Origin of the sequence: Stenotrophomonas sp. TD3 (assembly GCF_001939825.1) — a bacterium.
Classification (GTDB): Bacteria; Pseudomonadota; Gammaproteobacteria; order Xanthomonadales; family Xanthomonadaceae; genus Stenotrophomonas.
In genome coordinates this window covers 607,783-622,682 of the sequence record NZ_MOYM01000001.1, presented here as the reverse complement: position 1 = coordinate 622,682, position 14,900 = coordinate 607,783, and the positions used below count along the sequence as shown (strand labels likewise).

Below are 14,900 nucleotides of genomic sequence, written 5' to 3'. Positions count from 1 at the left end.
TTGACCGGCACGGCCACCCCGACCTCGCACGATGGTCCCCGTCCGGCGCGTGCCGCCGCACGGACCCGCACCTCCCTCGCTGTCCCAGCGAACCGGAAAACCCCCTCCGAGCACCATGCCCGCCCTCCGGGTGCGCGTGGTGCTGCCGTTTTCCATTTCCAGACAGGATGCTTGCAGCCATGACTCCCTTGATTTTCGTAACCGGCGGCGTGGTGTCCTCGCTCGGCAAAGGCATTGCCGCCGCGTCGCTGGCCGCCATTCTCGAAGCCCGTGGCCTGAAGGTCACGATGATGAAGCTCGACCCGTACATCAACGTCGACCCGGGCACCATGAGCCCGTTCCAGCACGGTGAGGTCTATGTCACCGACGACGGCGCCGAGACCGACCTCGACCTGGGCCACTACGAGCGCTTCGTGCGCACCCGCCTGAGCCGCAAGAACTCGGTCACCACCGGCCGCATCTACGAGAACGTGATCCGCAAGGAGCGCCGCGGCGACTACCTGGGCGCGACCGTGCAGGTCATCCCGCACATCACCGACGAGATCCGCCGCTGCATCGACGAAGCCACCGAAGGCTACGACGTGGCGCTGGTCGAGATCGGCGGTACTGTCGGCGACATCGAGTCGCTGCCGTTCCTGGAAGCGATCCGCCAGGTGCGCACCGAGCGTGGCCCGGAGAAGGCACTGTTCATGCACCTCACCCTGGTGCCGTACATCGGCGCCGCCGGCGAGCTGAAGACCAAGCCGACCCAGCACTCGGTGAAGGAACTGCGTTCGATCGGCATCCAGCCGGACGTGCTGCTGTGCCGTTCCGAGCAGGCGGTGCCGGATTCGGAGCGCCGCAAGATCGCCCAGTTCACCAACGTTTCCGAGCGCGCGGTGATCAGCGTGCCGGACGTGGACGTGCTGTACCGCATTCCGTCGGGCCTGCACGCGCAGGGCCTGGACGAGATCGTGGTCAACCAGCTGAAGCTGGCCGACAAGGCCGGCCCGGTCGATCTGTCGATGTGGGAAGACGCGGTCGATGCGACCCTGCACCCGCTGGACGAAGTGACCATCGCCGTGGTCGGCAAGTACGTCGACCACCAGGACGCCTACAAGTCGGTCGGCGAAGCACTGAAGCACGGCGGCCTGCGCCAGCGCACCAAGGTCAACCTGAAGTGGCTGGAAGCGCAGGACCTGGAAGGCACCGACATGGCCGCACTGGCCGATGTCGACGGCATCCTGGTGCCGGGTGGCTTCGGTGACCGTGGTTTCGAAGGCAAGGTGCTGACCTCGAAGTTCGCCCGCGAGCAGCACGTGCCGTACTTCGGCATCTGCTATGGCATGCAGGCGGCCGTCGTCGATTACGCGCGCAACGTGGTCGGCCTGGAAGGCGCCAACAGCACCGAGAACGACCGCCAGTCGCCGAACCCGGTGATCGGCCTGATCACTGAGTGGCGCACTGCCACCGGCGATGTCGAGAAGCGTGACGACAAGAGCGACCTGGGTGGCACCATGCGCCTGGGCCTGCAGGAGCAGCGCCTGAAGCCGGGGACGCTGGCCCGTGAGCTGTACGGCAAGGACGTGGTCGCCGAGCGCCACCGCCACCGTTATGAGTTCAACAACCGCTACCGCACCCAGCTGGAAGATGCGGGCCTGGTGATCGCCGGCAAGTCGATGGACGACACCCTGGTGGAAGTGGTCGAGTTGCCGCGCGATGCGCATCCGTGGTTCCTGGCCTGCCAGGCGCATCCGGAATTCCTGTCCACGCCGCGTGATGGCCACCCGCTGTTCATCGGTTTCATCCGTGCCGCGCGCGAGCGCAAGGCCGGCGGCAAGCTGCTGCAGGAAGCCCGCGCCTGACTTGTGATGGGGGCCGCCGGCCCCCATCTTGCACGCTTCAACCCCCAGCGCACCGGCCCGGCCGGTGCCGCGGACAACAAGGAAACGCCATGAAACTGTGTGGATTCGAGGTCGGGCTGGACCAGCCCCTGTTCCTGATCGCCGGCCCCTGCGTGATCGAGTCGATGCAGCTGCAGCTCGATACCGCCGGCAAGCTGAAGGAAGTCACCGACAAGCTCGGCGTCAACTTCATCTTCAAGTCCAGCTTCGACAAGGCCAACCGCACCTCGGGCACCGCGTTCCGTGGCCCGGGCATGGAAGAGGGCCTGAAGGTCCTGGCCGAGGTCAAGAAGCAGATCGGCGTGCCGGTGCTGACCGACGTCCACGAATACACCCCGATGGACGAAGTGGCTTCGGTGGTGGACGTGCTGCAGACCCCGGCGTTCCTGGTCCGCCAGACCGACTTCATCCGCAAGGTGTGCTCGGCCGGCAAGCCGGTCAACATCAAGAAGGGCCAGTTCCTGGCGCCGTGGGACATGAAGCCGGTCGTGGAGAAGGCCAAGGCCACCGGCAACGAGCAGATCATGGTCTGCGAGCGCGGTGCCAGCTTCGGCTACAACAACCTGGTCAGCGACATGCGTTCGCTGGCGGTGATGCGCGATACCGGTTGCCCGGTGGTGTTCGACGCCACCCATTCGGTGCAGCTGCCGGGCGGGCAGGGCACCAGTTCCGGTGGCCAGCGTGAGCACGTGCCGGTGCTGGCCCGTGCCGCCGTAGCGGTGGGCATCTCCGGCCTGTTCGCCGAGACCCATCCGGACCCGTCCAAGGCCCTGTCCGATGGCCCCAATGCGTGGCCGCTGGACCAGATGGAAGCACTGCTCGAGACCCTGATGGAGCTCGACGCGGTGACCAAGAAGCACGGCTTCTCGCGCTTCGCGTGAGTGGTGACCCGTGGGTGGCGCTGGAAGCCCAGCGTCACCGCCGGCACTGGAAACAGTGGCCGTGGGGCCTGATCGCACTGGGCCTGGCCGTGCTGTTCACCGTGGGCATGTTCGGCCTGGTGCTGATCGGTGCCGCGTCGGTGCGCCCCCCGGGGGATGGCAGCAGCGCGCTCGATCTGCGGACGTACTTCATTGCACTGCTGGTCGCGGAGCTGCTCGGTGCCGTGGGCTGCGTCGCTGCCGCTGTACTTGCGTGGCGGCTGAATCGCGGCAAGGTGGCGGCTGGCCTGGCGATCATCCTGCTTTCGCTGTGGCTCGGCGCCCTGTTCTACGGATTGCTTTGATGAATACGAGCACGTCTGTGCGCGGATGGCCCTGGGGCCTGATCGCGCTGGGGCTGTCCGTGCTCGCCTGGACGTCCCTGCTGCTGGGTGTAATGGCCTTTGCGGCCAGCTTCGGCTCACCGGGTGACGGCAACCACGGCATGCGGGCCATGCAGTACTGGATTCTGGCTGCTCTGGCCATGCTGGGTCTGTCGTTCTTCGGCAGCCTGGTGGCGATCGTGCTGGCCTGGCGGCGCAGGCGGGGGGCGGTCTGCGCCACCATTGCAGGCGCATTGCTGACGCTGCTGTTGTCGATGGTCCTGATCGTGATCGGGTCCAGCTGGGGCTGATGCCGCCCAGGCCATTTGGCAAGTGGCGGGCAGCCGGGGATAATCACGCGGCATTCGTTTTGTCGCCCCCTCTCCATACAGGTAACCGGCCCGACCATGAGTACGATCCGCAGCATCCACGCCCGTGAAATCCTCGACAGCCGTGGCAACCCCACGCTGGAAGCCGAAGTCATCCTGGAGGACGGTTCGTTCGGTCGTGCCGCGGTTCCCTCCGGCGCCTCGACCGGCACCAAGGAAGCGGTCGAGCTGCGTGACGGCGACAAGACCCGTTACCTGGGCAAGGGCGTGCGCAAGGCTGTCGACAACGTCAACACCACCATCGCCAATGCGCTGAAGGGCTTCGAAGCCACTGACCAGGCTGGCCTCGACCGTCGCCTGATCGACCTCGACGGCACCGAGAACAAGGGCCGCCTGGGCGCCAACGCGCTGCTGGGTGTTTCGATGGCCGCCGCGCACGCCGCCGCTGCATCGAACAAGCAGGCACTGTGGCAGTACCTGGCTGCCAAGACCGGCGTGACCCCGTCGCTGCCGGTGCCGATGATGAACATCATCAACGGCGGCGCGCATGCCGACAACAACGTCGACTTCCAGGAGTTCATGGTGCTGCCGGTGGGCTTCACCTCGTTCTCCGAAGCGCTGCGCGCCGGTACCGAAATCTTCCATTCGCTGAAGTCGGTGCTGAAGGGCCACGGCCTGAGCACGGCGGTGGGCGACGAAGGTGGCTTCGCGCCGGACTTCCGCAGCAACGTCGAAGCACTCGACACCATCCTCGAAGCGATCGGCAAGGCCGGCTACACCGCCGGTGAAGACGTGCTGCTGGGCCTGGACGTGGCCTCCAGCGAATTCTTCGAGAACGGCAAGTACAACCTGGTCGGCGAGAACAAGCGCCTGACCTCCGAGCAGTTCGTCGACTTCCTCGCCGACTGGGCCGCGCAGTACCCGATCATCACGATTGAAGATGGCCTGGCCGAGAACGACTGGGCTGGCTGGAAGCTGCTGACCGACCGCATCGGCAAGAAGGTGCAGCTGGTCGGCGACGACCTGTTCGTGACCAACCCGAAGATCTTCCAGGAAGGCATCGACTCGGGCACAGCCAACGCGATCCTGATCAAGGTCAACCAGATCGGCACCCTCAGCGAAACCCTGGAAGCGATCGCCATGGCCGATCGCGCTGGCTACGCTGCCGTGGTCTCGCACCGTTCGGGCGAAACCGAAGACACCACCATCGCCGACATCGCGGTGGCCACCACCGCCACCCAGATCAAGACCGGCTCGCTGTGCCGCAGCGATCGCGTGGCCAAGTACAACCAGCTGCTGCGTATCGAGGAAGCCCTCGGTGCCGGCGCGCGTTACGCCGGTCGTGACGCGTTCGTTTCGCTGAAGCGCTGAGCCGATGCGCGACTGGCGCTGGATGCTGCTGGTGCTGGCCCTGTTGCTGGGCTGGCTGCAGTACCGCTTCTGGTTCGGTCCGGGCAATTCGGGCGAAGTGATGATGCTCGAAGCCCAGGTCGCCAACCAGGAGCGGGACAATGAGGGTCTGCAGCAGCGTAACGACGCGCTGGCTGCCGAAGTGAAGGACCTCAAGGAAGGCCAGTCCGCCATCGAGGAGCGCGCGCGCAGCGAGCTGGGCATGATCAAGCCTGGCGAGAAGTTCTACCGCGTGGTCGAGGATGCGCCGGTCCGCCCGGCGCAGCCCGCGGCAGGCGTCAACGCCCAGGCTGGCGAACACCCGGCGGACGTGCCATGAGCGCGGCGATCTGGGTGGTGGTTCCGGCCGCGGGCCGTGGCGCCCGCTTCGGCGCGCCGCTGCCCAAGCAGTACCTGCAGGCGGGCGGGCAGATCCTGCTCGCCCACACCCTGGACGCGCTGCTGGCGCATCCGGCCGTGGCCGGGGCGATGGTAGTGATCGGCCAGGACGATGCCGACTGGCCGGGTTGGAATGAGTGGGCCGGCAAACCGGTACTGACCTGCATCGGCGGCGCGACCCGTGCCGCCTCGGTGCTGGCCGGGCTGCAGGCGCTGCCGGACTCGGTGCGCGCCGATGAATTCGTGCTGGTCCACGATGCCGCCCGGCCGAACCTGTCCCTGGTCGATCTCAGTCGCCTGCTTGAAGTCGGCCGTGCCGATCCGGTCGGGGCGATCCTGGCCGCACCGGTGCGCGACACCCTCAAGCGTGCCGGCGACGATGGTGGCATCGATGGCACCGAGCCGCGGGAGCGCCTGTGGCGTGCACTGACACCGCAGCTGTTCCGCCGTCATCAGCTCAGCCGCGCGCTGTCCGAAGCCGCCGCCGCCGGTATTGAAGTCACCGATGAGGCCATGGCCATGGAGCGCCAGGGCCAGCGCCCGCTGCTGGTCGAGGGCAGCGAGGACAACTTCAAGGTCACCACCCCGGCCGATCTGGACCGGTTCGAATTCGTACTTTCCCGCCGCGCCGGCTGATTACCCGCGCGGCCCTGTAGCAAGGGTTGCATCCATGAGCACCGCACCGTTCCCGCCCATCCGCATCGGCCAGGGCTACGACGTCCATGCCTTCGGTGAAGGCGACCACATCATGCTTGGCGGAGTGAATGTGCCGCACAGCTGCGGCGTGCTCGCACACAGCGACGGCGACGTGATCCTGCATGCCCTGTGCGATGCCATGCTCGGCGCGCTGGCGCTGGGTGACATCGGCCAGCATTTCCCGCCCAGTGACGACCGCTGGAAGGGCGCCGACAGCAGCGATTTCGTGCGCCACTGCGACAGCCTGCTGCGTGAGCGCGGCTGGCGCGTCGGCAACACCGACATCACCGTGATCTGCGAGCGACCGAAGGTCGGTCCGCATGCGCTGGCCATGCGTGAGCGCATCGGCGGGCTGCTGCAGCTGCCGCTGGACGCGGTCAGCATCAAGGCCACCACCTCGGAGAAGCTGGGCTTCACCGGCCGTGGTGAAGGCATCGCCGCACAGGCCGTTGTGCTGCTGGTGGCGGCATGATTCCGTTGCCGTTGGCGTTTGGTGCGCCGTTGTTGACGGCGCGCATCCGTACCACGCCGGACGATTTCCAGGTGGATGAACTGCCGGCGTTCGAGGCCACCGGCGAAGGCGAGCACCTGCTGCTGCACATCCGCAAGCGCGGCGCCAACACCGTGCATGTGGCCAAGCTGCTGGCCACGTGGGCGGGCCTGCCGGAAATGGCAGTGAGCTACGCCGGCATGAAGGATCGCCACGCGGTCACCACCCAGCGTTTCAGCGTGCACCTGCCCAAGCGCATCGCGCCGGACCTGGCCGGGTTGGCCAGTGACGAGATCGAGGTGCTCGAAGCGACCTGGCACAACCGCAAGCTGCAGCGCGGCGCACTGGCCGGCAACCGCTTCAAGCTGGTGCTGCGCGAGGTGCAGGGGGATGCCGCCGCGATCAGCGAGCGCCTGCAGCAGATTGCCGCACGCGGCCTGCCGAACTGGTTTGGTGAACAGCGTTTCGGCCGCGACGGTGGCAACGTACCAGCCGCACTGGCGATGTTCGGTGGCCGGCGCATGCGCAAGGACCAGCGTTCGCTGCTGCTCTCCGCAGCCCGCTCGGCGCTGTTCAACCGCGTGCTGGCCGCGCGCGTGGAGCAGGGCAACTGGGACCAGCCGCTCGATGGCGAAGTCTGGATGCTCGATGGCAGTCGCAGCGTGTTCGGCCCCGAGCCGTACACCGATGTGCTGGCCGAGCGGCTGGCGCGTTTCGACATCCATCCCAGTGCACCGCTGTGGGGCGAAGGCGAGCTGCGCAGCACCGACGCGGCACGTGAGCTGGAACTGGCCGCGCTGGACGACGACGAGTCGAAGGCATTGCGGGCCGGCCTGGAAGACGCGCGGCTGAAGCAGGAGCGCCGCGCGTTGCGCCTGCGTCCGGCGCTGCTGCAGCACCAGTGGCTGGCCGACGACGTGCTGGAACTGTCGTTCGCGCTGCCGCCAGGCTGCTACGCCACCGCCGTGCTGCACGAACTCGGCCCGGTCGAGGACGCCTCGCAGGCCTGACGGAAAAGGGGGCGGAGGCGAAGAGCATCCACGCATGGCGTGGATCTACTTTCCTCCGCTCGCCACAGTAGATCCACGCCATGCGTGGATGGTTTACCTCAACGCCGTGCCAGCAGCACCAGTACTGCGCCGGTGCCACCTTGCCCGGTCGGTGCCGAATGGAATGCCAGCACGTCGTTGCGCAGCCGCAGCAGGCGATCGACCAGGTTCTTCAGCACCGGCGCGCCGCCATCGGACTGCAGGCCCTTGCCGTGGATGATGCGCACGCAGCCGTACTCGTGTGCATGCGCTTCCAGCAGGAACTGGCGCAGCAGGGCTTCGGCCTGCGCGGCAGTGGCGCCGTGCAGATCCAGTTCGTCCTGCACCGAGTACTGGCCGCGCTTGAGGCGCTGGAACAGGCGTGGTGGCAGGTTGTCGCGGCGATAGCTGGCCACGTCGCCGGCTTCCAGTGGCGTACTGTCGCGCAGCAGCCGGGCGAACTCGCCGGCCGCTTCGGCCTCGTCACGTTCGGCCATGCGTGCACGCGGTTTCGGCCGGGGCGCGGCAGGTGCCGGCTCGGCATCCTTGCGCAGCGGCGTCACTTCGCCGATGGCCGCACGGAACAATGCGGCCGGATCTTCGTCTTCAGGGTACGACATGCGCACAGGGTAAACCGCCGGCGCAGGTCTGCCTATGACGGTTCGATGTCGGCCGTGACCGCCGACAGGGTAGGACCGGCGGCTCGCATGCGGCACAATAGACGATGCCCTTGCAGGGTCGACCGCTTCCGCAGGGGAGCGCGACGGTCCCGCCCACACTGCACGGTGATGGAATCGAATTCTTGGAAAATCAAGCGGTTAAATCGAAGATGCGAATCCTGGTCAGCAATGACGATGGTGTCGACGCCGCAGGCATCCGGATGCTTGCCTCGGTCCTGCGCGAGGCCGGTCACGAAGTCACGGTGGTTGCGCCCGACCGCGATCGCTCCGGCGCCAGCAACTCGCTGACCCTGGACCTGCCGATCCGGCTCAAGCGCATCGACCATTACACCGTCTCGGTGGCCGGCACACCCACCGACTGCGTGCACCTGGCGCTGACCGGCCTGCTTGAATTCGAGCCTGACATTGTCGTGTCCGGCATCAACAACGCCGCCAATCTCGGCGACGACGTGATCTATTCCGGCACCGTCTCGGCGGCGATGGAAGGTCGCTTCCTCGGCCTGCCGGCCGTGGCGGTCTCGCTGGTCAGCCGCAACCACGATCCGAAGCACTTCGAGACCGCCGCGCGTGCCGCGGTGGAGATCGTCGCCCGGCTCAAGGCCGATCCGCTGCCGGCCGACACCATCCTCAACGTCAACGTGCCGGACCTGCCGTGGAGCGAGGTCAAGGGCTTCGAGGTCACCCGCCTCGGCAACCGCCATCGTGCCGAAGGCTGCATCGCGCAGAAGGATCCGCGCGGCAACGAGGTGTACTGGATCGGCCCGGCCGGCCGTGAGCAGGACTCCGGTCCCGGTACCGATTTCCACGCGGTGCGCACCGGCCACATCTCGATCACCCCGATCCAGGTCGACCTCACCCGCTACCAGGCGCTGGAGAAGGTCGCCAGCTGGGTGGGCGGCCTCAGCGCCGCGCTGGACCGGCCGGCATGAGTCCACGCCTGCGATTGCAGCCGGAAGCCGTCGGTATCGGCATGACCTCGCAACGCGTGCGTGATCGTCTGGTCGACCGCCTGCGTGAAGTCGGCATTGTCGACGAATCCACCTTGAACGCGATCCGGGTGGTGCCGCGCCATCTGTTCATCGATGAAGCGCTGGCCTCGCGTGCCTATGAGGACACCGCGCTGCCGATCGGCCATGGCCAGACCATCTCGCAGCCCTGGGTGGTCGCGCGGATGACCGAGGCGGTCCTCCAGGTCGCGCCGAAGCGCGTGCTGGAAGTCGGCACCGGGTCCGGCTACCAGGCCGCCATCCTCGGCGCACTGGGCCTGGAGGTCTACACCGTGGAGCGCATCGGCGACCTGCTGCGGCAGGCACGCAAGCGCTTCCGCGCACTGGGCATGAACATCCGCACCAAGCATGACGACGGCCGCGCCGGCTGGGCCGAGCACGGCCCGTTCGATGCCATCGTGGTCACCGCCGCGGCGCCGGCACTGGTCGATGAACTGGTCGGGCAGCTGGCCGAAGGCGGGCGCCTGGTGGCACCGGTCGGTGGCCCGGGCGGGCAGTCGCTGGTGCAGCTGGACCGCAAGCCCGATGGCAGCATCGAACAACGCGTGCTGGCGCCGGTCACGTTCGTGCCGCTGCTGTCTGGCATGCTCGACTAATCCACGGAGCAGGGTTGCATGAAGATTTTCGGGCCGCTGTACGAGCGGGCGATGAAGTGGGCGGCGCACGAACGCGCGCCGACCTACCTGACGGTGTTGAGCTTCTTCGAGGCGATCATCTTCCCGGTGATGCCGGAGGTGATGCTGGCACCGATGTGCGTGGCCCAGCCCAAGCGAGGCTGGTGGTTTGCCACCCTCAGCCTGGCCGGCTCGATGGTCGGTGCGCTGGTCGGCTACGCGCTGGGTCACTACGCCTTCGAGGCGATCAAGCCGCTGTTCGAAGCGCTGGGCATGCTGCCGGCGATCGAGCAGGGCATCACCACCGTGCAGGCGAAGATGGTCGAGTCGCCGTGGGCGGTGTTCACCTTCCTGGTGCTGGGCGGCTTCATGCCCATCCCGATGAAGGTCTTCACGTGGGCATCGGGTATCGTCGGCGTACCGATGCCGCAGTACCTGTTGAGCATGCTGATCGGTCGTGGCAAGCGCGTGTTCGTGCTGGCCGCGGTCATCCGTATCGGTGGTGCGCGTGCCGAAGCGGCATTGCGTCGCTGGATTGAACCGCTGGGCTGGATCGCCACCGCGCTGGTGGTGGTGCTGATCGCCTGGCTTGTATGGAGGTCGAAGTTCGCATGAGTCCTGATCGTCTGAGCAAGGGAGTGCGCATCGGCGCGCTGGCGTTGCTGGTTTCCACCCTGGCCGCCTGCGGCACCGCCACCGTGGTCCGCCCCGGCGGCGGCAGCGCCGGTGGTGGCGTCACCACGCCGAAGACTTCGGTGCCCAAGCCCGGGCAGACCGTGGTGGTGCGCAAGGGTGACACCATCTACGCGCTGGCCCGCATCCATGACATCACGCCGGCCGACCTGATCGCCTGGAACAGCCTGGACAACCCTTCGACCATCCATCCGGGCCAGGTGATCCGGCTGTATCCGGCTGGTGCCAGCGGCGGCCGCGCACCGACCACGGTGGTCACCCCGCCGCGCTCGGGTGGCAGCAGCGCCGGCAGCACCGCGCCAGCCCCGGCGCCGGTTGGTCCGGTGAAGAGCAACATCGCCTGGCGCTGGCCGGCCGATGGCGCGATCGTCGGCCGCTACGTTGCAGGTGACGCGACCAAGCAGGGCGTGGACATCGCCGGTACCAGCGGCCAGGCCGTCAAGGCCACTGCCAACGGCGTGGTGGTGTACTCCGGTGCCGGCCTGGTCGGCTACGGCGAGCTGATCATCATCAAGCACAGCGACCAGTGGCTGTCGGCCTATGGCCACAACCGCAAGCGCCTCGTGAATGAAGGGCAGAGCGTGAAGGCCGGCGAGCAGATCGCCGAGATGGGCCGCACCGGTGCGAACCGCGACATGGTCCACTTCGAGATTCGCTACAACGGCAAGCCGGTCGACCCGCAGCAGTACCTGCCGGCACGCTGATCGTCGATTCGTAATCCGGGCGTTCGCCGGCGGCGCGGCCCATGGGCCGCAAACACCGCCGGCTCACCCGCTACAACGGCAAGCCGGTCGACCCGCAACAGTACCTGCCGGCACGCTAGCGCGGGCAGGTAGGGTAGCGCCGAGCCATGCTCGGCTGCTCTTCGCCGGCAAACGACGACGCCCGAGCATGGACTCGGGCGCTACAGTCTACGTGTGATCCGGGGTAGCGCCGGGCCATACCCGGCGGCCCAGCACTCAGCCTTCCAGGATGAAGGCGGCCGCGACCTTGCGGCCTTCGCCGGCCAGGATATTGAAGGTGCGTGCGGCGGCCGGATTGTTCATCACTTCCAGGCCGATGCCGCGCGACAGGCAGGCGGCCATCACTACCGCCGGCGGAAACACCTGGCGGTCACCGGTGCCGAGCACGATCAGCGCCGGATTCAGCGCCAGGATGGGTTCCAGGTCCGACAGCTGCAGCGCAGCGGCAGCCGCCACCGGCCAGTGCGTGACCAGCTGGTCCGGGGTCAGGAAAAAGCTGCTGCCCAGCACCTTGTCGTTGACCTTGGCCGAGCGGCCATCGGCGGCGCGCAGGCTGTAGGCGTAGTCAGGTGGTTCGTGGTTCAGCTGCATGGCGTCAGGGCGATCAGCCGCGCGGCAGCACGATCTGGCGCTGTTCCTTGCTCGGGCGGTAAAGCACGGCGACGTGGCCGATGCGCTGCACCAGCGCGCTCTCGGTGGCTTCGACGATCTCGCCGATCATCACGTCACGGGCGTCGCGATCCTCGGCAGCGACCTTCACCTTGACCAGTTCGTGGCGCTCCAGCACTTCGTTCAGCTCAGCGATGAAGGCCGGGGTCACGCCCTTGCCGCCGGTCTGCAGCAGGGCCTTCAGGTCGTGGGCTTGGCCGCGCAGGAAACGGGTCTGGGAGGCGGTCAGGGCGATGGACATGCAGGAAAACACGGTTGAATGGGGCGATCAGGGTATCATGAGGACCCCATCAGCCCCTATTTTCAATGGCTACCCGCAGCAAAAGCAGCCAGCGCTGGCTCAAGGAACACTTCTCCGACCCCTTCGTGAAGAAGGCGCAGGCCGAAGGCATGCGCTCGCGCGCCGCCTACAAGCTCGAGGAGCTGCTCGAACGTGACCGGTTGCTGAAGCCGCACATGGTGGTGGTCGACCTCGGCGCGGCGCCGGGTGGCTGGTCTCAGCAGGTTCGGAGACAGATTGGCGACACCGGCCGTGTGCTGGCCCTGGACATCCTGGACATGCCGCCACTGGCCGGCGTGGAGTTCCTTCATGGTGACTTCAGGGAAGAAGCCGTCCTATCGCAGTTTGAAGCCATGCTCGGGGATCAGCCGGTAGACCTTGTGCTGTCGGACATGGCCCCCAATAAGAGTGGTGTAGGCGCGGTCGACCAGCCGCGGATGATGCACCTGGCGGAGCTGGCCCTGGATTTTGCCGACAACCACCTGAAGACCGGTGGGGCATTCCTGATCAAGCTGTTCCAGGGCGAGGGCTTTGACGACTACGTGCGCGACATGCGCCGCCGGTACGACAAGGTCTCCATCCGCAAGCCGGAAGCCTCGCGCAAGCGCTCTCCCGAGGTGTATGCCTTGGGTCAGGGAAAACGCGCCCACATGAAGTAAGCTCGCAATGTACGCAAGTTCGACCCCAACGCAACGCCAGCACTGAGAGGAACACCGGAGCCAATGAGGATGAACGACTTGACCAAGAACCTCCTGCTATGGGTGGTCGTCGCCGTCGTGCTGATGGTGGTCTTCCAGAGCTTCTCGCCCAAGACCTCCGGGGCTGGGGCGCAGGGCGCGTCGTACTCGCAGTTCCTGGACCAGGTGGACAGCGGCAACGTGCAGAAGGTCGCCTTCGGCGGCGACATGCGCGGCGGCACCAGCCAGCTGACCTACACCACCCGGGGTGGGCAGTCGTCCACCATCACCGCACCGTTCGATCGTGACCTGATCAACGTGCTGCGCACCAAGAACGTGGAGATCGTGCAGGAGGAGCCGTCCAGCGGCATCTCCCTGGGCGCGATCCTGATGAATTTCCTGCCGGTCATCCTGATCATCGGCTTCTGGTTGTTCATCATGCGCCAGATGCAGGGCGGTGGCGGCGGTGCCAAGGGCGCGATGTCCTTCGGCAAGTCGCGCGCCAAGCTGCAGGGCGAAGACCAGATCAAGGTCACCTTTGCCGACGTCGCCGGTTGTGACGAGGCCAAGGAAGAAGTGGGCGAGCTGGTCGACTTCCTGCGCGATCCCTCCAAGTTCACCAAGCTGGGCGGCAAGATTCCGCGCGGCGTGCTGATGGTGGGCCCGCCGGGTACCGGCAAGACGCTGCTGGCCAAGGCCATTGCCGGCGAAGCCAAGGTGCCGTTCTTCTCGATCTCCGGTTCGGACTTCGTGGAAATGTTCGTCGGCGTCGGCGCCAGCCGCGTGCGCGACATGTTCGAGCAGGCCAAGAAGCACGCTCCCTGCATCATCTTCATCGACGAAATCGACGCCGTCGGTCGCCACCGTGGTGCCGGCCTGGGCGGCGGTCATGACGAGCGCGAGCAGACCCTGAACCAGCTGCTGGTCGAGATGGACGGTTTTGAAGGTGGCGAGGGCGTGATCGTGATCGCCGCGACCAACCGTCCGGACGTGCTGGATCCGGCGCTGCTGCGTCCAGGCCGTTTCGACCGCCAGGTCGTGGTCGGCCTGCCGGACGTGAAGGGCCGTGAGCACATCCTGAAGGTCCACATGCGCAAGCTGCCGCTGGCCGACGACGTCGAGCCGATGGTGATCGCGCGCGGTACCCCGGGCTTCTCCGGTGCGGATCTGGCCAACCTCTGCAACGAGGCCGCCCTGTTCGCCGCGCGTGGCAACGAGAAGGAAGTCCGCATGGACCACTTCGACCGTGCCCGCGACAAGATCCTGATGGGTGCCGAGCGCCGCTCGATGGCCATGAGCGAGGAGGAGAAGACCCTCACCGCCTACCACGAAGCCGGTCACGCCATCGTCGGCCGCCTGGTGCCCGAGCACGACCCGGTCTACAAGGTAACGATCATTCCGCGCGGCCGTGCGCTGGGTGTGACCATGTACCTGCCGGAAGGCGACAAGTACTCGATGAACCGCGTGGCGATCAAGTCGCAGCTGTGCTCGCTGTACGGTGGCCGCGTGGCCGAGGAGCTGATCTTCGGTGCAGACAAGGTCACCACCGGTGCCTCCAACGACATCGAACGCGCCACCAAGATGGCCCGCAACATGGTCACCAAGTGGGGTCTGTCCGACCAGCTCGGCCCGATCGCCTATGGCGAAGAGGACGACGAAGTGTTCCTGGGCCGTTCGGTCACCCAGCACAAGAGCGTGTCCAACGACACCGCGCGCCGGATTGACGAGGAAGTGCGCAACATCCTCGACGAAGCCTACGCACGCACCACCGAGCTGATGACGGCCAACCTGGACAAGCTGCACGCGATGTCCCAGCTGCTGCTGCAGTACGAGACCATCGACGCGCCGCAGATCGACGCCATCATGGAAGGCCGCGATCCGCCGCCGCCGGCCGGCTGGAACAAGTCGAACAAGGATGGTGGCAACGACAAGGGCGGCGACGCCCGTCCGCTGCCGCCGATCGCAGGCCCGGCCGAGTCGCACTGACGGCCCGCTGCACGTGACACCAGACGAGGCCGGGGCGACCCGGCTTCGTCGTTTCTGGGCCACTGGCCCATCCCGAAGAACCGAACTGACGCTG

18 protein-coding genes are annotated in these 14,900 nt (G+C 66.9%); 15 read left to right on the top strand and 3 right to left on the bottom strand.

Annotated elements, in window-relative coordinates:
• Positions 1-179 precede the first annotated feature (179 nt).
• From BKE09_RS02835 to truD, 9 genes are all read left to right on the top strand, one after another.
• Positions 180-1,844 (top strand): CTP synthase, encoded by a 1,665-nt coding sequence (locus BKE09_RS02835; RefSeq protein ID WP_014036735.1) that lies wholly within the window; start codon positions 180-182, stop codon positions 1,842-1,844.
• An 89-nt stretch (positions 1,845-1,933) separates the two neighbouring features.
• On the top strand, positions 1,934-2,764 hold the full coding sequence (gene kdsA, locus BKE09_RS02830) for a 3-deoxy-8-phosphooctulonate synthase (RefSeq protein ID WP_014036736.1): 831 nt from the start codon (positions 1,934-1,936) through the stop codon (positions 2,762-2,764).
• Positions 2,761-3,108 (top strand): hypothetical protein, encoded by a 348-nt coding sequence (locus tag BKE09_RS02825; protein ID WP_075674801.1) that lies wholly within the window; start codon positions 2,761-2,763, stop codon positions 3,106-3,108. The genes kdsA and BKE09_RS02825 overlap by 4 nt, the downstream gene beginning before the upstream one ends.
• Complete coding sequence (locus tag BKE09_RS02820; protein ID WP_075674800.1) at positions 3,108-3,437, top strand: hypothetical protein; 330 nt, start codon at positions 3,108-3,110, stop codon at positions 3,435-3,437. Before BKE09_RS02825 ends, BKE09_RS02820 begins: the two co-directional genes overlap by 1 nt.
• A gap of 96 nt (positions 3,438-3,533) precedes the next feature.
• Positions 3,534-4,826 carry a phosphopyruvate hydratase gene (gene eno, locus BKE09_RS02815; RefSeq protein ID WP_014036739.1) on the top strand — a complete coding sequence of 431 codons (1,293 nt, stop codon included), beginning with the start codon at positions 3,534-3,536 and terminating at the stop codon, positions 4,824-4,826.
• Between the two features lie 4 nt (positions 4,827-4,830).
• Positions 4,831-5,184, top strand: coding sequence for a cell division protein FtsB (gene ftsB, locus BKE09_RS02810; protein ID WP_049445679.1), 354 nt, complete (start codon positions 4,831-4,833; stop codon positions 5,182-5,184).
• Positions 5,181-5,879, top strand: a complete 699-nt coding sequence (gene ispD, locus BKE09_RS02805) for a 2-C-methyl-D-erythritol 4-phosphate cytidylyltransferase (RefSeq protein ID WP_075674799.1) — start codon at positions 5,181-5,183, stop codon at positions 5,877-5,879. Before ftsB ends, ispD begins: the two co-directional genes overlap by 4 nt.
• A 34-nt stretch (positions 5,880-5,913) precedes the next feature.
• Positions 5,914-6,411: a 2-C-methyl-D-erythritol 2,4-cyclodiphosphate synthase gene (gene ispF, locus BKE09_RS02800; protein ID WP_075674798.1), complete on the top strand. Its 498-nt coding sequence runs from the start codon at positions 5,914-5,916 to the stop codon at positions 6,409-6,411.
• Entirely contained in the window at positions 6,408-7,439 is a 1,032-nt protein-coding gene (truD, locus tag BKE09_RS02795) for a tRNA pseudouridine(13) synthase TruD (protein ID WP_014036742.1), read from the top strand. Before ispF ends, truD begins: the two co-directional genes overlap by 4 nt.
• Before the next feature lie 98 nt (positions 7,440-7,537).
• Here truD and BKE09_RS02790 read toward each other — a convergent pair whose 3' ends face one another.
• Positions 7,538-8,077, bottom strand: coding sequence for a Smr/MutS family protein (locus BKE09_RS02790; RefSeq protein WP_075674797.1), 540 nt, complete (start codon positions 8,075-8,077; stop codon positions 7,538-7,540).
• Between the two features lie 209 nt (positions 8,078-8,286).
• Here BKE09_RS02790 and surE point away from each other — a divergent pair, with 209 nt between their 5' ends.
• Genes surE through BKE09_RS02770 form a run of 4 tightly spaced genes read left to right on the top strand, consistent with a single transcriptional unit; the run spans position 8,287 to position 11,155 of the window.
• The gene (surE, locus tag BKE09_RS02785; protein ID WP_075674796.1) at positions 8,287-9,066 is read left to right on the top strand and encodes a 5'/3'-nucleotidase SurE; all 780 of its coding nucleotides are present in this window, start codon (positions 8,287-8,289) and stop codon (positions 9,064-9,066) included.
• Complete coding sequence (locus tag BKE09_RS02780; protein WP_075674795.1) at positions 9,063-9,740, top strand: protein-L-isoaspartate(D-aspartate) O-methyltransferase; 678 nt, start codon at positions 9,063-9,065, stop codon at positions 9,738-9,740. Before surE ends, BKE09_RS02780 begins: the two co-directional genes overlap by 4 nt.
• A gap of 18 nt (positions 9,741-9,758) precedes the next feature.
• Positions 9,759-10,373 (top strand): YqaA family protein, encoded by a 615-nt coding sequence (locus BKE09_RS02775; protein ID WP_075674794.1) that lies wholly within the window; start codon positions 9,759-9,761, stop codon positions 10,371-10,373.
• Entirely contained in the window at positions 10,370-11,155 is a 786-nt protein-coding gene (locus BKE09_RS02770; protein ID WP_014036747.1) for a peptidoglycan DD-metalloendopeptidase family protein, read from the top strand. The genes BKE09_RS02775 and BKE09_RS02770 overlap by 4 nt, the downstream gene beginning before the upstream one ends.
• Positions 11,156-11,410: 255 nt before the next feature.
• Here BKE09_RS02770 and BKE09_RS02765 read toward each other — a convergent pair whose 3' ends face one another.
• Together BKE09_RS02765 and yhbY are read right to left on the bottom strand one after the other, a co-directional pair.
• A complete protein-coding gene (locus BKE09_RS02765) occupies positions 11,411-11,785 on the bottom strand; it encodes an Mth938-like domain-containing protein (protein ID WP_075674793.1) in 375 nt (124 codons plus the stop codon).
• Between the two features lie 13 nt (positions 11,786-11,798).
• Positions 11,799-12,104 carry a ribosome assembly RNA-binding protein YhbY gene (gene yhbY / locus BKE09_RS02760; RefSeq protein WP_004152868.1) on the bottom strand — a complete coding sequence of 102 codons (306 nt, stop codon included), beginning with the start codon at positions 12,102-12,104 and terminating at the stop codon, positions 11,799-11,801.
• A gap of 65 nt (positions 12,105-12,169) precedes the next feature.
• Between yhbY and rlmE the strand changes: the two genes are divergently transcribed.
• Both rlmE and ftsH read left to right on the top strand, forming a co-directional pair.
• Positions 12,170-12,802, top strand: a complete 633-nt coding sequence (rlmE, locus tag BKE09_RS02755) for a 23S rRNA (uridine(2552)-2'-O)-methyltransferase RlmE (RefSeq protein ID WP_005409014.1) — start codon at positions 12,170-12,172, stop codon at positions 12,800-12,802.
• Positions 12,803-12,871: 69 nt separating this feature from the next.
• Entirely contained in the window at positions 12,872-14,806 is a 1,935-nt protein-coding gene (ftsH, locus tag BKE09_RS02750; protein WP_014036751.1) for an ATP-dependent zinc metalloprotease FtsH, read from the top strand.
• Positions 14,807-14,900 lie beyond the last annotated feature (94 nt).